Genomic DNA, 18461 nt, shown 5'->3' with positions numbered 1-18461 from the left:
AGGCCTCCGCTTGCGCTGTCGCGGCCACCCTATGCCGGGGCGGGTGGCGCGTCCATCTAGCTTTCGCGGAACGCCTTTGCGAAGTAGTCTGCGACGGGTTTGAGGAAGTAGTCCATGGGGGTGCGGTCGGCGGTGCGGACGTAGGCCTCGACCGGCATGCCGGGGATCAGGGTCATGCCGGTGGGAAGCTTTTCGATCTCGCCGTCGTCCATGCGGACCTCTGCGCGGTAGAAGGACAACCCGTTCTGTTCGTTCTTGAACGCATCCGCGCTGACCTGCGTGACGTGGCCGGTCAACTCCGGCGTGCGGCGCTGGTCGAAGGCCGACAGACGCAGGATCACGTCCTGGCCGAGGTGGATCTGGTCGATGTCCGTGACCTGCACCTGTGTCGCGATCACCAGCGGACGGTCCTGCGGCACGAGATACAGCAGCGGCTCTGCCGCGCGCACCACGGAGCGGGGGGCATAGACCGTCAGGCCGTAGACCACGCCCGAGACCGGCGCGCGGATGTCCAGCCGGTCGAGTTGCTGGCGCAGGGTGCGGCGGCGTTCGGTCAGCTCCAGTTCGTTGTACTGCAGGTCGCGCAGGCGGGTGATCGCCTCTTCGCGGCGCGTGCTGGTCAGGCCGAGGATCTGGATCTCGATCTCGGTGCGGCGTTCGGCCGCCTGTGCGGCCTGCGCAGTCAACTCACCGACGCGGCCGCGCATGTTGGACGCTTCGCGCTTCAGGGCCAGCACCCGGCTGGCCTGCGCGAGGCCGCGATCCAGAAGGGTCTGCTGGTCGGCCAGTTCCTCGTCGATCAGGGCGGTCTGTTCGGTCAGGGCGGTCTGCTGCGCCGTGATGCCGTCGATCTGGCTCGCGATCTGCATTTCCTGCTGTTTCAGCTGGTCTGTCGCCTGCAGTAGGCTGTCGAGCCGCGCCTCAAACAGGCGCTGCTGGCCGGACATCAGGTCGCCGGCCTCGTCTTTGCCCTCCAGCAGAAGGGGGTCGAAATCCAGGTTGGGCAGGCCGTCACGCTCGGCCTCCAGCCGGGCGCGGCGGGCGAGGATCTCGAACAGCTGGCCTTCGACCACGGCCAGTTCGCTGGCGAGGTTGGACGAATCCAGCCGGATCAGCAGATCACCAGCGGCGACGGTCTCGCCCTCGTCGACGACGATCTCCTCGACCACCCCGCCGTCCGGGTGCTGGATCACCTGGCGGTTGCGGTCGACCTCGATCTGGCCGTGGGTGATGACGGCGCCGGTCAGGTTGGCGAAGACCGCCCAGGTGCCGAAACCGCCGACCAGCAAGGCTACGGCGAGGGTGCCGGTCAGCAACGGTTTCGTGGCCGACCAGCGGCTGGGGACATGGGGCGCGGTCATTGCACGCCCGCCAGCTGGCCGGTCGCCTGCGTGATCGTCTGCGCGTTGCTCAGCACCTTCTTCATCACCTCGTCCTTGGGGCCGAAGGCCCGCAGCGTACCATTCTCGATCACCAGCAGCAGGTCGCATTCCTGGATCGCGGCCGGGCGGTGCGCCATGATGAAGACCGCCTTGCCTTCGGATTTGGCCACGCGGATCGCGTCGTTCAGGGCGGTCGATCCGTCGTTGTCGAGGTTGCTGTTGGGCTCGTCCAGCACCAGTATCACCGGATCGCCGTACATGGCGCGCGCGAGGCCCACCCGCTGGATCTGGCCACCCGACAGCCGCCCGCCGTTGGCGGTGACGCGGGTGTCGTAGCCGTCGGGCAGGCGCAGGATCATGTCGTGGGCGGCGGCCTTTTGTGCCGCGCGCACCACGGCGGCATCGTCGGGGGTCATCGACATGCGGGCGATGTTTTCCTTGATCGTGCCGTCGAACAGCTGCACCCGCTGCGGCAGATAGCCGATGTGCTTGCCCAGCGTGTCGGCGTCATACTGGTCCAGCGCCGCGCCATCGAGGCGGATCTTGCCGCCCGCGGGCCGCCAGACGCCCGTGAGGGCGCGCGCCAGCGTCGACTTGCCGGCGCCGGAGGTGCCGATCACGCCCACGGCCTGTCCGGGATGCACCGCAAAGCTGATCATGCGCAGGCTGGCCTGCTGCTCGCCCGGCGGTACGACGGTCACGCTTTCGGCGCTCAGGATCGCGCGGGGGGCGGGCAGGGCGGTGCGCACCTCTTCCTCCGGGACAGAGCCCAGCAGGACGGACAGGCGCTGCCAGCCTTCACGGCCTTTCTGGAACACGGCCCACTGGCCCACGATCATCTCGATCGGGGCCAGCGCCCGGCCCATCAGGATCGAGCCTGCGATCATCGCGCCCGCCGTCATCTCGCCGCGCAGCACCAGCAGCGCGCCGAGGCCCAGCATGGCCGACTGCAGGAACAGGCGAAAGGTGCGGGTCATCGCGGTGAAGGTGCCTGCGGAATCCGAGGCACCGATGGTCGCATCCAGAGAAGCGCCACGCGCGATTTGCCAGCGGTCGAAGGCCGCGGTGCGCATGCCAAGCGCATGGACCATCTCGCTTTCGCCGCGTATCTGCGCCCCCAGTGCTTCGGATTGGAAAGAGGCGGCATTCGCGGCCTCAAGCGGTTTTCGGGTGGTGATCTGGTTGGCCAAGGCGACTACGATCAGGACCGCGCCGCCGACCAGCGCCAGCAGACCTAGATCCATGTGAAAGACGAAAATGCCCGCAAAAAACAGCGGGATGAAGGGCAGATCGAAGACCGCCATTAGCGCGGGCGATGTGATCAGGCGCTGCACGGCCTCAAGGTCGCGCAGGCCCGTGCGGGCTTCTTGCGGGACACGGTTCAGGGTCTGGGCGTGCAGGGTCGCGGCAAAGACGCGCCGGTCAAGACGCGCCTGAAACCGCGCGCCGAGGCGCCCCATGACGCGACCCCGGACGTAGTCGAGGATACCCATCATGCCGTAAAGGAACGCCACCAGCACGCTGAGCGCGATCAGTGTTTCCAGACTGCGCGACCCCAGCACCCGGTCATAGACGTTGAGCATGTAAAGCGGCCCGGTCAGCATCAGCAGGTTCACGAAAAAGCTGAACACCGCGACCGCCCAATACAGCGCCCGCCCCTCGCGCCGCACTGCCGCAAGCTCTGCCGCTCCCCGCTTTACCGCCTGATCGCTACTGCGCATCGCCGTCTTTCCCCATATTGCGGATCGTGCGGCCGGTCCTGCGCGTGCAAGGATTCGGTCCGCGCTATCCAGCCACCCGGCCCGTGTTACACCCTTTTGGTAGCCCGCGGCGACAGCGTGTCGTCGCAAAGACCGTTTTGAGGCAAATTCGTTGCGAAAGGCCTTACGGCAACCGCCGTGACAGCGCCACATTCGGGTTGTAGCATCACCGGGGTGTGAATGGCAGGGAGGCCACGGAGCATGACCGCAGGATTTCATCTGGCCCTGACGCTGGCCCTGCTGGCCACGTCAGCGCAGGCCGGCCCCTATGACGGGACCTACAAGCAGGCGGCCAATTCCGAATGCGCCCTCGTCGGGATCGACGGCGGATCGGTCAAGATTGCGGAAGGGATCTTTTACGGGGTCGAGGTCAGTTGCCGGATGACCAACCCGGTCAATGTCCTGGACATGGATGCGCTGCTGTACACCATGCAGTGCAGCGGCGATGACCAGAGCTTCAGCGAGCGCGCGATGCTGATGAACAAGGCCCAGGGCGACGGGATCATCATGGTCTGGGACGGCTATGCCTTCGTCTACGATCGCTGCCCGGAGCCGGGTGCGCCCGCTGCCCCCGGGCCAGTGGCGGATGCGGTGGCGGAGGACGGCTTGCCTGATATCGCTGACGTGGCGCCCGCAGCCGCCCCGTCACCGGCCTCGGCGGAACCCGCTGCCGCCGACTGATTCCGCGTCAGTTGCCCAGACCGTTGAGGATGTTGTTCAGCACATCCAGGATCTGGCCATCCGCCTCGATCCCGCTGTCGGCCAGCATGCCACCGCGGCTGCTGGGGCCGGGTTGGTCCATCGGCAGGGGCTTTGGCACCTCGCCCGCCACGACGCGTGACATCGTAGCCTGCCAGATTTCCGCTGGCAATCCGCCCCCGGTCACACCGGTCATCGGGCTGTTGTCGTCGTAGCCCATCCAGACACCCACGACATAATCGGCGTTGAACCCGATGAACCAGGCATCCCGAGAAGAGTTCGTGGTCCCCGACTTGCCCGCCAGTTCCCAGCCGGGAATCTGCGCCCGTGTGCCGGTACCGCGAGACACGACCTGGCTCATCATGTAGGTGAGTTCCCGCGCCGCCTTTTGCTGGATCACGCGTTCCTGCAGGCCGGTGCCCATGTTGTCCATCAGGGGCGAATCGTCGCCTTTGAGCCGCAGGTCGATTAGACCGTAAGGTTCGACCGCAGAGCCGCCGTTCAGGATGCCCGCGTAGGCGCCCGTCATCTCGATCAGGGTGCTTTCCGACACGCCGAGGGCCAGGGCCGGACCGGCCGCCAGATCGCTGGCGATGCCGAATTTCTGGGCGACGGTGCGGACCAGCTCCCGGCCGACCTCCTCTGACAGGACGATGGCGGGGATGTTGCGCGATTCGTACAGCGCCTCTGTCAGGGTGATCGGACCCTTGAATTTGTGGTCATAGTTGTCAGGCCGCCAAGGGCCGGAGCCGGGGACGTTGATCGTCAGCGGCTGGTCGTCGATCATGTCGTTGGGGCTGAACCCAAGATCCAGCGCCGTGGCATAGATGAACGGCTTGAAGGCCGATCCCGGCTGCCGGCGGGCTTGCGTGGCGCGGTTGAACGCCCCCGAGGCGCGCACGTCGCGCCCGCCCACCATGCCGCGCACGGCGCCATCGGCGCTCATCACGATGACGGCGGCCTGCGCCTTGGACGACGGCTTCAGCTTGGTATCGAAGATCGACAGCAGGGCGGTTTCCGTCGCGGTCTGGATGCGCTGATCGAGGGTGGTCTGGATGATCACATCCTCTGTCGTGTCTTGCGTAAAGAAGTCGGGGCCCTGTTCCATGACCCAGTCCGCGAAATACCCGCCCGCCCGTGCCTGTGCCGCCTGGCTGAGCTGCGCGGGATGGGTGCGGGCATCGTCCGCCTGTTCGGCCGTGATATAGCCCTGGTCCTGCATCAGGCCGATCACGACATTGGCCCGGTCCACCGCCCGCTGCATGCTGGATGTGGGCGCATAGCTGGACGGCGCCTTCAGCAGGCCGGCCAGCATCGCGGCCTCGGCCGGGTCGACGTCTGCCGCTGATTTGCCGAAATAGCGTTGTGCTGCGGCCTCGAACCCGCGGCTGCCGGCGCCCAGATAGGCGCGGTTCAGGTAGATCGTCAGTATCTGGTCCTTGGTATAGGCGACCTCCATCCCCATCGAGAAGATGGCTTCCTTGATCTTGCGCCACAGGGTCGTGCGGCGGCAGTCGTCCTCGTAGGCGCGTTCGGTCTTCCATGTGGCGGCGTCATAAGGCACGCCGAGGCAAAGCAGCTTCGCCGTTTGCTGGGTGATCGTGGACCCGCCGTTGCCGGACAGCGGCCCGCGCCCTTCGCTGAGGTTGATCTTGACGGCGCTGGCCACGCCGCGCGGGCTGATGCCGAAGTGGCTGTAAAAGCGCTTGTCTTCGGTCGCGACAACGGCGTCGTGCAGGTATTTCGACACGCCTTCGGATGTCACCATGCCGCCGAACTGGTCGCCGCGCCAGGCGAAGACATCGCCGTTGCGGTCCAGCAGCGTCACGGACCCGCGCGTGCGGCCGTCGACAAGTTGCGCGATCGGGGGCATCTGGGCCGCGAAATAAAGCACACCCGCGGCGATCAGCACGGCGACCGCCAGACCCAGTTTCCACGTCACGCGCAGCGCCAGGCCAAGTGCCCATGTGAATGGCAGCAGAATCCAGCCGATAAGCCCGCGTTTGCGCGCAGCCCGCTTGCGCGGCTGCCGCTTGGGGGCGGCTTTTTTCGGCGTCTCGGCTGTCTCGGTGTAGCGGCGGTCCGCCACCAGAGGTTTGCCTGTCTTGCTGTTCTTCGCCATGCGCTGCCCGGTCCGTCGTTCTTGTGTTTTCCGGATCATACCCAATGGGCGCCCGCTTGTCCCGCGATCTTGAAGCTGTGCCGTTCGGTTTTTCGTGAAGTCTAAAATTTAATCACATGACGTTGTTTGTGCAAAAATTGTGCAACTTAGCCGGATTCACGGGGGCGTGACGGGGCAGCTTTTCTTGTGCGACCGCGCTGCAGCCGTCCTTTTGTCAGGCATCCGTAGCATCGGGACCTGCGACAGGGTGCCGTGAACAAGGGAAGCAGACGTGAAACTGATTATTGCAACGATCAAGCCGTTCAAGCTGGAGGAGGTCCGCGAGGCGCTGACCTCGGTCGGCGTGCGCGGCATGATGGTGTCCGAAATCAAGGGATTTGGCTCTCAGTCGGGTCATACGGAAATCTACCGCGGTGCCGAATATGCCGTGAACTTCGTCCCCAAGGTCAAGCTGGAGATCGTGGTGCCGGATTCGATGGCCGAACAGGTTGTCAGCACGATCGCCAGTACCGCCAAGACCGACAAGATCGGTGACGGCAAGATCTTCACCCTCGACGTCGAAGGCGCGCTGCGCGTCCGCACCGGCGAATTGAATGACGACGCGCTGTAAGGCGCGCAGGAAGGGAACCAGACCGATATGACCAGAACGCATAACAAGTACCTTTTCCCCGTGGCGGCCGCGCTGATCGCGCTGCCCCTGATGGGGTTTGCACAAGAGGTCGCCCCCGCAGCCCCCGCAGCCGACGCGGCGGTCGAGGCGGCCGCGCCGACCTTTGACCAGATCGGCCCCTACATCATGACCACGCTGCTGTTCCTCGTGGGCGGCTTTCTTGTCATGTGGATGGCGGCGGGGTTCGCGATGCTCGAGGCGGGCCTCGTGCGGTCCAAGAACGTCACCACGCAGCTGACCAAGAACGTGGCGCTTTTTGCCATCGCGGGCATCATGTACTGGCTGGTCGGCTTCAACCTGATGTATCCGGGCGACGGTTGGACTATCGTGGGCTATGTCGGTGCGCTGTTCTCTCCGACCGTGCTCGAACCGGTCGGTCTGGCCGCCGATGCGGCGTCGCTGGACTATGCCTCTGTCGCGTCCGACTTCTTCTTTCAGCTGATGTTCTGTGCGACGACCGCATCAATCGTGTCCGGCACGCTCGCCGAGCGGATCAAGCTGTGGCCCTTCCTGATTTTCACGGTGGTGCTGACCGGCTTCCTGTACCCGATCGAAGCGTCGTGGCAGTGGGGCGGCGGCTGGCTGTCCGAGGCGGGCTTCTACGACTTCGCAGGTTCGACCCTCGTGCACGCTGCCGGCGGTTTTGCAGCCCTAGCCGGTGCGCTGGTGCTGGGTCCGCGGATCGGCCGTTTCAAGGATGGCAAGGTGTTCCCGATGCCGGGATCGAACCTGGCACTTGCGACACTGGGCACGTTCATCCTGTGGCTGGGCTGGTTCGGCTTCAACGGCGGATCGCAGCTGGCCGCGGGCACCGTGGGCGACATCACCGACGTGGGCCGCATCTTTGCCAACACCAACATGGCGGCAAGCGCCGGTGCGGTCGCCGCGATGATCTTTACCCAGCTGATGTACGGCAAGGTCGACCTGACGATGGTGCTGAATGGCGCGCTGGCGGGCCTCGTGTCCATCACCGCAGGTCCGCTTGATCCGTCGCTGTTCGGATCGCTGCTGATCGGTGCCGTGGGTGGCATCATCGCCGTGCTGGTCGTGCCGATGCTGGACAAGATGAAGATCGACGACGTGGTCGGTGCCATCCCGGTCCACCTCGTGGCTGGCTTCTGGGGCACGATGATCGTGCCGTGGAACTCTCCCGACACGTCCTTCGTCACACAGTTCATCGGATTTGCCGCCATCGGCATCTTCATGTTCGTCGTGTCGCTGGTGATCTGGCTGATCCTCAAGGCCGTCATGGGCATCCGTGTCAGCGAAGAGGCCGAGATCAACGGCCTCGACGTATCCGAGATGGGCATGGAGGCGTACCCTGAGTTCGCAAAGGGCTGATCCTCCCTCAGACCCCTTGCGGTGGCCCGGGCAGCGATGCCCGGGCCATTCTTGTTTGCGGACCCTGTGCGACGCTCACGTCTCGCGGGTCCTTCAGCTGTTGCAAAGGGCGGAACAGGCCGGAGCGCCGGGTCATGTCTGCGTTGAAAGCCGCCGTGGTGGTGATGGCTGGGTGGTTGAGTAAGCATCCGTCCGGGGTCGGATGCTGCCCCAGAGATACGCACGGCGATGTCTGAATCGTTCGCAAAAAGCCATATTTTTAATCGTATCGCCCTAAAATTAATACGCGAACCCGTGATGTGCTGCAATTCACGGCAGTTGCGTGTTCGAATCCCTTGTTCTGCCCGTCCTTGGGGCCGTTTCTGTCCGACAGGAACATCGGACGAAGGGAGTCTGCCATGAAGCTGATTATCGCCGTGATCAAACCGTTCAAGCTCGACGAGGTGCGCGAGGCGCTGACCGCGGTGGGCGTGCGCGGGATGATGGTCTCTGAGATCAAGGGCTTCGGCGCCCAGTCCGGTCATACGGAAGTGTATCGCGGGGCCGAATATGTCGTGAATTTCGTCCCCAAGCTGCGGCTGGAGATCGTCGTGTCGGACGATCTGGCCGAGCAGGTCGTCGCGACCATCGCCAAGACCGCCAAGACCGACAAGATCGGCGACGGCAAGATTTTCACCCTCGACGTTGAGGGCGCGCTGCGCGTCCGCACCGGCGAGACGAACGACGACGCGCTGTGAACGGCGCAAAGGGGACAAAACGAATGAAACTGAAGACACTCCTTACCGCCAGCGCCATGGCCCTGCTGCCGACGCTGGCGCTGGCGCAGGACGCTGCGGCCGAGACGATGGACAAGGGCGACGTCGCCTGGATGATGACCGCGACCGTGCTGGTGCTGTTCATGATCGTGCCGGGTCTGGCGCTGTTCTACGGCGGCCTCGTGCGGTCCAAGAACATGCTGTCCGTGCTGATGCAGTGCACGCTGATCACCGCGATGGTGATGGTGATCTGGGTCGTCTGGGGCTACTCCTTTGCCTTTGGCGGCGGCACCGGTGCCTATTGGGGTGGCATGGGCAAACTGTTCCTGGCGGGTGTCACACCTGACAGCATGGCGGCGACCTTTACCGACGGCGTCGTGATCCCCGAATACCTGTTCATCGCGTTCCAGATGACCTTTGCGGCCATTACGCCCGCGCTGATCGTCGGCGCCTTTGCGGAACGCATCAAGTTCAGCGCGCTGCTGCTGTTCGTCCTGCTGTGGGTGACGGTCGTCTACTTCCCGATCGCCCACATGGTCTGGGATGCGAACGGCCTGATCTTCCAGATGGGTGCGATCGACTTTGCCGGCGGCACGGTGGTTCACATCAACGCAGGTATCGCGGCGCTGTGCGGGTCCATCATGATCGGCAAGCGCGTCGGTCTGGGCCGGGACAACATGGCACCGCATTCGATGACGCTGACGATGGTCGGAGCGGCGATGCTCTGGGTCGGCTGGTTCGGCTTCAACGCGGGCTCCAACCTCGAAGCCAACGGCGGCGCGACGCTTGCGATGATCAACACCTTCACCGCCACGGCTGGCGCGATACTGGCCTGGTGCGCGATCGAGGGGATGACCCGCGGCAAGGCATCCATGCTGGGTGCGGCCTCGGGTATGGTCGCGGGCCTCGTGGCCGTGACGCCGGCCTGCGGCACCATCGGCCCGGTGGGTGCGATCGTGCTGGGCGCCATCGCCTCGGCGGTCTGCTACTTCTTCGTGGCGGTGGTCAAGAACAAGGCGGGCTATGACGACAGCCTCGACGTCTTCGGCATCCACGGCATCGGTGGCATCATCGGCGCCGTCGGCACCGGCATCTTTACCGCGCCCGGTCTGGGTGGCACGGGCGGCGAGGATTACTCGCTGACCGGCCAGACCTTTATCCAGATCGAAGCGGTCGTCATCACCATCGTCTGGTGCGGCATTGCGTCCCTGATCCTTTACAAGCTGGTCGATCTGATCGTCGGCCTGCGGGTGACGGAAGAAGAAGAGCGTATCGGTCTCGACCTGTCCTCCCACGGCGAAACGGCTTACCACAGCTGATCGACGGTCACAGGTCAACGGCGCGGGCGGTGCACCACTGGTGCATCGCCCGTTCCCGTTCTAGGCTGCGCCAAATGACTGCGGAGAGACCACGATGATCCAGACCCCCTATCTTCTGTTTCTGGGCGACGCCCCCGACATGCTGGCCTGCAAGGTGGCCATCGGCATCCGCGACTGGCGCCCCGGCCACGCCGTGGGCCAGATGCGCCTGCCCGAGTGTCGCGCCGATCTGGGTCTGACGGAAATGACGCTGGAGGAGGGGCTGGCTGCCGGGGCGAAAACGCTGGTGATCGGTGTGGCGAACCGTGGCGGGATGATCTCTCCCGCATGGAAGGAGCAGCTGCTGGCGGCCCTTGCCGCGGGCTACGACCTCGCCTCTGGTCTGCACAACCTGCTGCGGGACGAGCCGGACCTTGCCGCAGCGGCGGCGCAGTACGGACGTACCTTGCACGACGTGCGCGTGCCGTCGGTCAAGTATCCTATCGCCAGCGGCATCCCCCGCACCGGCAAGCGCGTGCTGACCGTCGGCACCGATTGTTCCGTCGGCAAGATGTACACCGCCCTCGCGATGGATACCGAGATGAAGGCCCGCGGCCTGAAAAGCAGTTTTCGCGCGACGGGCCAGACCGGCATCCTGATCACCGGCGAAGGTGTGCCGCTGGATGCGGTCGTCGCTGATTTCATGGCCGGCGCGGTGGAATGGCTGACGCCGGACAACGACGCCGATCATTGGGACCATATCGAGGGGCAGGGGAGCCTGTTCCACGTGAGCTACTCCGGCGTGACGATGGCGCTGGTTCATGGGGGGCAACCCGATGCGCTGATCCTCGCGCACGAACCCACCCGTACCCACATGCGCGGTCTGCCGGATTACGCGCTGCCGACGCTGGAGGTGCTGCGCGACACGGCCCTGCCGCTGGCCCGCGTCGCCAATCCGGACTGCCGGGTCGTCGGCGTCTCGGTCAATACGCAACATCTGGGCGACGATGCCTTCGAGGCCTATCTGGCGGAGGTCGAGGACCGCATGGGCCTGCCGACGGTCGATCCGTACCGGCAAGGGGCGGCGCGTCTGGTGGATGCACTGGTGGCGCCTTGAGTCGATTTTGCATGCAAAACCGAGCCTCCGGCGGGAGTATTTTGAAAAAAGCGAGGACTGGCGATGCGCATTGACGTGACGCGGGATGTGTTCCGGCTGGAGCAGGTCTTTACGATCTCGCGCGGGTCGCGGACGGAGGCAAAGGTGCTGACGGCGACGGTGACGGATGGGGCGGTGTCTGGGCGTGGTGAATGCGTGCCTTACGCACGGTATGACGAGACTTTGGACAGCGTGGCGGACCAGATTGCGGGGTTGCCGGGTGATCTGACGATCGAGGGTTTGCAAGGCCTGCTGCCCGCCGGTGCGGCGCGCAATGCCGTGGACTGCGCCCTTTGGGATCTGGCGGCCAAGCGCGCGGGGCGGCGGGTCTGGGACCTGCTGGGGCTGGCCGTGCCGCAGCCGCAGGTCACCGCCTATACCCTTTCGCTGGATACGCCGGACGCGATGCAGGCGCAGGCGGCCAAGAACGCCGCGCGTCCGCTGCTGAAGATCAAGCTCGGCACGCCCGACGACATGGAAAGGCTGGAGGCGGTGCGCCGTGGCGCACCGGACGCCGCGATCATCGTGGACGCCAACGAAGGATGGACGGCGGAGATCTACGCGGATCTGGCCCCGCACCTGATCCGGTTGGGAGTGAGGATGGTGGAGCAGCCTCTGCCTGCCGGCGCCGACGACATGCTGGCCGAGATCGCGCGGCCCCTGCCGGTCTGTGCTGACGAATCCTGCCATGACCGGGCGTCCTTGCCGGGGCTGCGCGGCAAGTATGACATGGTGAACATCAAGCTGGACAAGACCGGCGGGCTGACCGAGGCGCTGGCCCTGAAGACGCAGGCGCAGGCCGAGGGATACGGCATCATGGTCGGTTGCATGGTCGGGTCGTCGCTGGCGATGGCACCGGCCACCATACTTGCGCAGGGGGTGGCGTTTACCGATCTTGACGGACCGCTGCTTCTGGCCGAAGACCGGGATCAGCCTTTGCATTATGACACCGCTGGCGTGCACCCGCCCAGCGCCGCACTTTGGGGATAAGACCATGCGCACCGTTTACCTGAATGGCGACTACCTGCCCGAAGACGCGGCCAAGGTCAGCATTTTCGACCGCGGCTTTCTGATGGCCGACGGCGTCTATGAAGTGACCTCCGTGCTGGATGGCAAGCTGATCGACTTCGACGGCCACGCCGTGCGCCTGCAGCGGTCCCTGACCGAGCTGGAGATGGCCCTGCCGATGGGCCGCGACGCTTTGCTGGAGGTTCACCGCGAGCTGGTCCGCCTGAACGAGATCACCGACGGCATGATCTATCTGCAAATCACGCGCGGGTCGCCCGGTGACCGCGATTTCGCCTTTCCGCCCAAGGATACGCCACCGACCGTGGTGCTGTTCACCCAGGCCAAGCCCGGCATGGCGGACAGCCCGATGGCGCTGAAGGGGATGAAGGTCATCTCGATCCCCGACCAGCGTTGGGGGCGGCGCGATATCAAGACGGTGCAGCTGCTTTATCCCTCGATGGGCAAGATGATGGCCAAGGCGGCGGGGGCCGACGACGCCTGGATGGTCGAGGACGACCACGTCACCGAAGGCACGTCGAACAACGCCTATATCGTCAAGGGCAACACCATCGTCACCCGCCAGCTGGGCCATGACATCCTACATGGCATCACCCGCGCCGCCGTCCTGCGCTTTGCCCGCGAAGCGCAGATGACGGTCGAGGAGCGGCCCTTTACCGTGGCCGAGGCGCAGGCGGCAGACGAGGCCTTCATCACCTCGGCCAGCATGTTCGTCATGCCGGTCGTCGAGATGGACGGCGCGGCCATCGGCACCGGCGCGCCAGGCCCCGTGGCGGCACGCCTGCGCGAGATCTACCTGGACGAAAGCCGCAAGGCCGCGATCTAGGGCGCGGTGACGTAGAGGATGTCGAAGGACTGCTGGCCCGACACGTCTGCCGTCAGATCCTGAGGCCCGTCGACGCCGAACAGCTTGGCCACGATCCGCCCTTCCAGCCGCAGGTTGATCGTGCGGTTGTCGGCGGCCAGATCGGCAGACAGGTCGTCCTCTGACGCGCCGTTGAGTTCGATGACGATGCGTTCGCCCGGTTGGATGTCGCTGATGATGACGGGGGCGGCGTCCACGTCGTCGGTCGCGATGTAGTAGGTATCGGTGCCGATCCCGCCGTCCAGAATGTCGCCGTCGTCACCGATCAGCAGATCGTCCCCGGCGCCGCCGAACAGGGTGTCCGACTGGGGATCGCGACCTGCGGTATCGCGCGCGTCCAGCACGTCCGCGCTGGCGTCGCCATAAAGCGTGTCGGCCCCTTCGTCGTCCTTGATCGCATCCCGGCCACCGCCGCCGCGGATCAGGTCGTCGCCCTTGCCATAGCTCGGCACCAGATCGCCATCGAAATTCGGCCCGCTGCGGTAGAAATGCTGGTCGTCACCCTGTCCGAGGAAAATCTCGTCGTCGCCACCGCGCCCGATGACGCTGTCGTTGCCGCCACCGGCAAAGATCACCTCTGGCCGGTCGTTGGCGAGGATGACGTTGTCGCCCTCGTCGGCCTGCAGGATGGTTTTGCCATCGGCGTTGACCGGGAGGGGCGTCACCGGATCTGCGCCGATCACCGGGTCCAGCAGATCCGGGCCATCGCCGGGGTCCTTCGGCGGCGTCTGATCTGCGGGCTGGTCATCGTCCTTTCCCGAATCATGCAGCAGAAATCCGGCGAGGCCGATCGACAGAAGGAGTGGGACAAGAAACAACGACATGATAAAAAACCTTTGGTTGAAATTTCAGCCAGATTGTCCGGTCGGGACGCGCGCGACAATATCCCGGATGGAAACACACTATCCATTCTCTTGGCATGGTCTGGCCGCTACAGGTTTAACCCCGGATGTCGATCATGCGGATCGGTATGGTGATCAAGCGACCATGGCACTTCGGACACCCGCCGGAGGATCAGCCCGCGTCGTCATGTCGCTCGCCCGCCTCCGGCGTCAGGCCGTAGGGGGCTGCGATCCGCCAGACGTGGCCGGGGATCATGTTCTTCATCTTGGCCGGTTCCTCGCGGCGCAGGTGAAGGATCGCCTCGGCCGCTTTCATCTCGACCCGCGCACGTGCGAACTCCAGCCCCTTCGGCCCCATTTTTGGCATCAGCCAGCCCATGATGGGGCGCAGCCAGTCGGGCATCCTTCGCAGCGGCAGACCGCCGGCCGCCAGCCGCGTGTTCGCGATGAAGCCCTTGACCGGACCCGCCCGCTTGCCGCGCGAGTCCACCGGCGCCAGCGCGATCCGGTCGCCGAGGGCCGCCAGCATCTCGGCCCCGCGGTCGTTGCGCACGATCAGCCACTGATCGCCCATCCCGGCCATGTAGCCCACGGTGATGTCCGCCAGCCGGTTGGTATAGTCGACGCAGGTCCGGCAGGTCAGCGGAAAGAAATCGCCCGGCAGGTCTGACAGCGGCAGTTGCAGGAACGGGATCAGACGGCGGTTGCCATCGGCAAAGCGCAATTCGACATGATAATCCGCGCGGAATTCCAGATAGGTGACCGTCTCTGGCGCATCGGTCAGACGCGCGAGGAAGCCGTGGAAGTTGGCAGTCGTCGTGTTGTCGGAACAGGGCGTTCCGATGACATAGATCCGCTCGAACCCCAGATCGGCCTCGAGCTTGCGCAGGGCGTAGATCTGGCAGGGAATGCCGATGACGGCGATGCGCCGGTGTCCCGCCGCGGCTGCCGGTTCGAGCAGCGCCAGCAAGGGGGCGTAGCCCATCCGCATGCCGCGCGCGTGCTGCATCTGGTCGGGCGTGGTCAGGATCGCAGGGCGGGGCGCCCAGGAATCCGTTGCATCCGGCACCATGGCCAGCACCGCGTCGACGACGCCCCGGCGCAGCAGATCGGCGGCCAGACCGGTCGTGATCCCGGTCCACTGGGCGCCTGCGGCGGGGGGCGTCATGCGCGCGCGGTACATGGCCTGATAGACGCCAAAGAAGCCCTCGTCGTCCGTCTGGCCAGCAGCGCGCCCGTGAACCCGTGCCTCGGTTCCGGGGTAGTCCGGCTTGATGAACTGGCAGGCCTGCCCACAGGCCGCCGGGTTGGTCATCCGGCTGACACCGCAATCGGTGCAAAGCCCGCGGGGGGCGGCGTCGGCGAAGCGGGGCAGGGTGGGCGCATCGGTCATGATCGCGACCTTACCGGGTCGCGTGGCACTGTCCAGTTCAGTTGACATACCCGCCCACCGCGGCCCCCCTTCTTCTGGTCAAAAATACTTCGGGGTCCGGGGCGGCGCCCCGGCAACCGCGCCACCTCTTGCACCCTCCGCACCCCCATGCCACCACATCGCAAGAGGAGCTTTCGCACATGACCAAAGGCCTGATCGTCCTCGCCCTGTCCTACGCCCTGTCGCAATTCTACCGCGCGTTCCTACCGGTGCTGTCTCCGGTGCTGAAGGCGGACCTCGGTGCGACGCCGGAAAACCTCGCCACCGCCTCCAGCGTCTGGTTTCTGGTCTTCGCCGCCATGCAGATCCCGGTGGGTGCCGCGCTGGACCGGTTCGGGCCGCGCTGGACGGCGGCGAGCCTTTTTGCCGTGGGCGGCGGTGGCGGCGCGCTGGCCTTCGCGCTGGCGCAGTCGCCGGTGCATATTACATGGGCGATGGTGCTGCTTGGCGTAGGCTGCTCTCCGGTCTTGATGGCCAGCTACTACATCTTTGCACGGCAGTATTCGGCGTCGATGTTCGCCACGCTGGCGACGGCGATGATCGGCCTGGGCAGCCTTGGCAACATCGCGGGCGCCTCGCCGCTGGCGTGGAGCGTTGCGGCCTTTGGCTGGCGACCCAGTGTACTTGCGCTGGCGGCCCTGTCGCTCGCCGTCGCACTGGCGATTGCAGTGCTGGTGCGCGATCCGGAGCGTTTGCCCGTGACGACGCGCGGGTCGGTCATCGACCTGCTGCGCATCCCGGCGCTCTGGCCGATCTTCGCGATGATGTTCGTGAACTACGCGCCCGCGGCGGGGATCCGGGGCCTGTGGGCCGGACCCTTCGCCGCAGAGGTGTACGGCGCCGATACCCTGACCATCGGCCGCGTCACGCTGGTCATGGGACTTGCGATGATCGTCGGCAACTTTGCCTACGGCCCGATGGACCGGCTGTTCGGCACCCGCAAGTGGGTCGTGATCGTGGGCAATACCGCGGCCTTGGCCGCGCTAGTCCTGCTGGCGTTGCAGCCTGCAGCGGGCCTTGTCCGCAGCACGGCGCTGCTGGCGGTGCTTGGCGCGGGGGCCGCGGCCTACGGTTTGATCATCGCCCATGCGCGGGCGTTCTTTCCGCCGCATCTGACGGGGCGGGGGGTCACGCTGATGAACCTCTTCGGGGTGGGCGGTGTCGGCGTCATGCAATACGCCACCGGGCCGATCTATCGCGCCGGTGCCACGCCAACGCAGTCCTTTACCCTGCTGTTCACGGCCTTCGCGGCGCTGCTGGCGGCGGGCCTGCTGATCTACCTCTTCGCGCGGGACCGCACGGACTGACCCCCTTTCCCTTTGGGCAGATGGGGCGTAAGACCCTGCGGTCTCAACAAGGAGCCTGACAGATGGGTTACAGAATCGTCGTCGTCGGCGCCACGGGCAACGTGGGCCACGAAATGCTGAACATTCTGGCGGAACGCGAGTTTCCGGTGGATGAGATTGCCGCACTCGCCAGCCGCAAGTCGCTGGGGACCGAAGTCAGCTTTGGCGACCGCACCCTGAAGACCACCGATCTGGACACCTTCGATTTCACCGGCTGGGACATGGCGCTGTTCGCCGTAGGCTCTGACGCGACCAAGAAATACGCCCCCAAGGCCGCCGCCGCCGGCTGCGTCGTGATCGACAACTCGTCGCTTTATCGCTACGACGCCGACGTCCCGCTGATCGTGCCCGAGGTCAACCCGCAGGACGTCCACGGCTACGCCAAGAAGAACATCATCGCGAACCCGAACTGTTCGACCGCTCAAATGGTCGTGGCGCTGAAGCCGCTGCACGACCGCGCCACGATCAAGCGCGTCGTCGTCAGCACCTACCAGTCCGTGTCCGGTGCGGGCAAGGAAGGCATGGACGAGCTGTGGGACCAGACGAAATCCATCTACAACCCGACGGATTCCAAGCCACCCACGAAGTTCACCAAGCAGATCGCCTTCAACGTGATCCCGCATATCGACGTGTTCCTCGATAGCGGCGAGACCAAGGAAGAATGGAAGATGGTCGCCGAGACCAAGAAGATCCTCGATCCCAAGATCAAGGTCACGGCCACCTGCGTCCGCGTGCCGGTCTTCGTCGGTCATTCGGAGTCGATCAACATCGAGTTCGAGAACCCGCTGGACGCCGACGAGGCGCGCGACATCCTGCGCGAATCCCCCGGCATCATGGTGATCGACAAGCGCGAGGACGGCGGCTACGTCACGCCGATCGAATGCGTCGGCGATTATGCGACCTTCATCAGCCGTATCCGCGACGACAGTACGGTCGAGAACGGCATCAACCTGTGGTGCGTGTCCGACAACCTGCGCAAGGGCGCTGCCCTGAACGCCGTGCAGATCGCCGAACTGCTGGGCCGCGAAGTGCTCAAGAAGGGCTGATGAGCCCTCTGGGCCGGTCGCGGCATCCTTGCTGCGACCGGCGTCTGATGATCATCCGTGACTGCTGCGCTGAGGTGATTGAAAACCGGAGCTATGGACGGCGCTTGCCGCAGGTCGGCGTGTGTGACGATCCAGAGACCCAGCACGTCAAAGTCCGGCAGCACGTGGATCAGGTCGGGGCTGCAGCTTGCCGGCCGTACATGACACACGCCGACGCCGATGCGTCGCGCCGACTGCTGTGGCGCAATGCAGACGCCGTGGTTTGCAGATCAAGCAAAGAGCTCGCCCGAAGCTGCCTCTGCTGCGGATCTCGATCAAAGCCGATCAGCATGCCTGAAGCGATGACCTCGGTCATGTCGCGGGCAGGTCTTGGCGGTCGACCCAGAATTGACGGCCAGCTATGCCCTTGGCGCGCGATGGGGGGCGTGATCTACAACATCGGTCCGGTCTACACCGTCCCGGCTTTAATCCTTGCCGTCGGCGTCGCCACAGGCATCCCCCGGATTGTCGTCCTTGCCATCGTTTCGTTTGCCCAATCGGGTTCGACCAAACGGTGGGTTTCGGGTTGAAACGGCGGATCGGCTTCGGGACGACGACCTTGGCAGGACGCGACGGCGCGCCAATCGGCTTCTGACGGGGGGCCGCGGCACCCCTGTCGCAGACGGAAACCCGGTCGCGATGCAGCGACCTGAAACTTTTTTGTGTCGGGCACCGTACTTTA

General features: G+C 65.3%; 16 protein-coding genes. 11 read left to right on the top strand and 5 right to left on the bottom strand.

Annotated features, from left to right (window positions below):
• Window positions 1–56: 56 nt before the first annotated feature.
• Together GLR48_RS18665 and GLR48_RS18660 are read right to left on the bottom strand one after the other, a co-directional pair.
• Window positions 57–1361, bottom strand: a complete 1305-nt coding sequence (locus GLR48_RS18665) for an HlyD family type I secretion periplasmic adaptor subunit (RefSeq protein WP_237063775.1) — start codon at window positions 1359–1361, stop codon at window positions 57–59.
• Window positions 1358–3103 carry a type I secretion system permease/ATPase gene (locus GLR48_RS18660; RefSeq protein WP_237063773.1) on the bottom strand — a complete coding sequence of 582 codons (1746 nt, stop codon included), beginning with the start codon at window positions 3101–3103 and terminating at the stop codon, window positions 1358–1360. Before GLR48_RS18660 ends, GLR48_RS18665 begins: the two co-directional genes overlap by 4 nt.
• A gap of 240 nt (window positions 3104–3343) precedes the next feature.
• Between GLR48_RS18660 and GLR48_RS18655 the strand changes: the two genes are divergently transcribed.
• Entirely contained in the window at window positions 3344–3823 is a 480-nt protein-coding gene (locus tag GLR48_RS18655; protein WP_237063771.1) for a hypothetical protein, read from the top strand.
• 7 nt (window positions 3824–3830) lie between these two features.
• On the opposite strand, the gene GLR48_RS18650 is transcribed toward GLR48_RS18655, so the two are convergent.
• Window positions 3831–5963 (bottom strand): transglycosylase domain-containing protein, encoded by a 2133-nt coding sequence (locus GLR48_RS18650; protein ID WP_237063769.1) that lies wholly within the window; start codon window positions 5961–5963, stop codon window positions 3831–3833.
• A 271-nt stretch (window positions 5964–6234) separates the two neighbouring features.
• Here GLR48_RS18650 and GLR48_RS18645 point away from each other — a divergent pair, with 271 nt between their 5' ends.
• From GLR48_RS18645 to GLR48_RS18615, 7 genes are all read left to right on the top strand, one after another.
• Entirely contained in the window at window positions 6235–6573 is a 339-nt protein-coding gene (locus tag GLR48_RS18645) for a P-II family nitrogen regulator (protein ID WP_237063767.1), read from the top strand.
• A 27-nt stretch (window positions 6574–6600) separates the two neighbouring features.
• The gene (locus tag GLR48_RS18640; RefSeq protein WP_237063765.1) at window positions 6601–7974 is read left to right on the top strand and encodes an ammonium transporter; all 1374 of its coding nucleotides are present in this window, start codon (window positions 6601–6603) and stop codon (window positions 7972–7974) included.
• Between the two features lie 398 nt (window positions 7975–8372).
• Window positions 8373–8711 carry a P-II family nitrogen regulator gene (locus GLR48_RS18635; RefSeq protein WP_237063763.1) on the top strand — a complete coding sequence of 113 codons (339 nt, stop codon included), beginning with the start codon at window positions 8373–8375 and terminating at the stop codon, window positions 8709–8711.
• 23 nt (window positions 8712–8734) lie between these two features.
• Window positions 8735–10048: an ammonium transporter gene (locus tag GLR48_RS18630; protein ID WP_237063761.1), complete on the top strand. Its 1314-nt coding sequence runs from the start codon at window positions 8735–8737 to the stop codon at window positions 10046–10048.
• A gap of 94 nt (window positions 10049–10142) precedes the next feature.
• On the top strand, window positions 10143–11144 hold the full coding sequence (dgcN, locus tag GLR48_RS18625; protein ID WP_237063759.1) for an N-acetyltransferase DgcN: 1002 nt from the start codon (window positions 10143–10145) through the stop codon (window positions 11142–11144).
• Between the two features lie 63 nt (window positions 11145–11207).
• Complete coding sequence (gene dgcA, locus GLR48_RS18620) at window positions 11208–12173, top strand: N-acetyl-D-Glu racemase DgcA (RefSeq protein ID WP_237063757.1); 966 nt, start codon at window positions 11208–11210, stop codon at window positions 12171–12173.
• Between the two features lie 4 nt (window positions 12174–12177).
• A complete protein-coding gene (locus GLR48_RS18615; protein WP_237063755.1) occupies window positions 12178–13035 on the top strand; it encodes a D-amino-acid transaminase in 858 nt (285 codons plus the stop codon).
• Here the strand turns inward: GLR48_RS18615 and GLR48_RS25735 are convergent.
• Window positions 13032–13898 carry a calcium-binding protein gene (locus GLR48_RS25735; RefSeq protein WP_272911433.1) on the bottom strand — a complete coding sequence of 289 codons (867 nt, stop codon included), beginning with the start codon at window positions 13896–13898 and terminating at the stop codon, window positions 13032–13034. The two genes, GLR48_RS18615 and GLR48_RS25735, sit on opposite strands and share 4 nt — an antisense overlap.
• A gap of 190 nt (window positions 13899–14088) precedes the next feature.
• Complete coding sequence (locus GLR48_RS18600; RefSeq protein WP_237063753.1) at window positions 14089–15309, bottom strand: Coenzyme F420 hydrogenase/dehydrogenase, beta subunit C-terminal domain; 1221 nt, start codon at window positions 15307–15309, stop codon at window positions 14089–14091.
• Window positions 15310–15488: 179 nt separating this feature from the next.
• Here GLR48_RS18600 and GLR48_RS18595 point away from each other — a divergent pair, with 179 nt between their 5' ends.
• The 3 genes from GLR48_RS18595 (at window position 15489) to GLR48_RS18585 (ending at window position 18309) form a co-directional block, all read left to right on the top strand.
• Window positions 15489–16655, top strand: a complete 1167-nt coding sequence (locus GLR48_RS18595) for an MFS transporter (RefSeq protein WP_237063751.1) — start codon at window positions 15489–15491, stop codon at window positions 16653–16655.
• Window positions 16656–16717: 62 nt separating this feature from the next.
• Complete coding sequence (locus GLR48_RS18590; protein WP_237063749.1) at window positions 16718–17740, top strand: aspartate-semialdehyde dehydrogenase; 1023 nt, start codon at window positions 16718–16720, stop codon at window positions 17738–17740.
• Between the two features lie 47 nt (window positions 17741–17787).
• Entirely contained in the window at window positions 17788–18309 is a 522-nt protein-coding gene (locus GLR48_RS18585; RefSeq protein ID WP_237063742.1) for a hypothetical protein, read from the top strand.
• The last annotated feature ends 152 nt before the right edge of the window (window positions 18310–18461 follow it).

The sequence above is a fragment of the Loktanella sp. M215 genome (assembly GCF_021735925.1).
Classification (GTDB): domain Bacteria; phylum Pseudomonadota; class Alphaproteobacteria; order Rhodobacterales; family Rhodobacteraceae; genus Loktanella.
The sequence above is the reverse complement of the archived record's forward strand: the minus strand, read 5'-3'. Positions and strand labels throughout refer to the sequence as shown.

Coding starts and splice junctions, on each gene's coding strand:
- dgcN (WP_237063759.1), top strand. CDS start 10,143: ATGATCCAGACCCCCTATCTTCTGTTTCTGGGCGACGCCCCCGACATG.
- GLR48_RS18600 (WP_237063753.1), bottom strand. CDS start 15,309: ATGACCGATGCGCCCACCCTGCCCCGCTTCGCCGACGCCGCCCCCCGC.
- GLR48_RS18640 (WP_237063765.1), top strand. CDS start 6,601: ATGACCAGAACGCATAACAAGTACCTTTTCCCCGTGGCGGCCGCGCTG.
- GLR48_RS18590 (WP_237063749.1), top strand. CDS start 16,718: ATGGGTTACAGAATCGTCGTCGTCGGCGCCACGGGCAACGTGGGCCAC.
- GLR48_RS18615 (WP_237063755.1), top strand. CDS start 12,178: ATGCGCACCGTTTACCTGAATGGCGACTACCTGCCCGAAGACGCGGCC.
- dgcA (WP_237063757.1), top strand. CDS start 11,208: ATGCGCATTGACGTGACGCGGGATGTGTTCCGGCTGGAGCAGGTCTTT.
- GLR48_RS18585 (WP_237063742.1), top strand. CDS start 17,788: ATGATCATCCGTGACTGCTGCGCTGAGGTGATTGAAAACCGGAGCTAT.
- GLR48_RS18595 (WP_237063751.1), top strand. CDS start 15,489: ATGACCAAAGGCCTGATCGTCCTCGCCCTGTCCTACGCCCTGTCGCAA.
- GLR48_RS18655 (WP_237063771.1), top strand. CDS start 3,344: ATGACCGCAGGATTTCATCTGGCCCTGACGCTGGCCCTGCTGGCCACG.
- GLR48_RS18650 (WP_237063769.1), bottom strand. CDS start 5,963: ATGGCGAAGAACAGCAAGACAGGCAAACCTCTGGTGGCGGACCGCCGC.
- GLR48_RS18665 (WP_237063775.1), bottom strand. CDS start 1,361: ATGACCGCGCCCCATGTCCCCAGCCGCTGGTCGGCCACGAAACCGTTG.
- GLR48_RS18630 (WP_237063761.1), top strand. CDS start 8,735: ATGAAACTGAAGACACTCCTTACCGCCAGCGCCATGGCCCTGCTGCCG.
- GLR48_RS18660 (WP_237063773.1), bottom strand. CDS start 3,103: ATGCGCAGTAGCGATCAGGCGGTAAAGCGGGGAGCGGCAGAGCTTGCG.
- GLR48_RS25735 (WP_272911433.1), bottom strand. CDS start 13,898: ATGTCGTTGTTTCTTGTCCCACTCCTTCTGTCGATCGGCCTCGCCGGA.
- GLR48_RS18635 (WP_237063763.1), top strand. CDS start 8,373: ATGAAGCTGATTATCGCCGTGATCAAACCGTTCAAGCTCGACGAGGTG.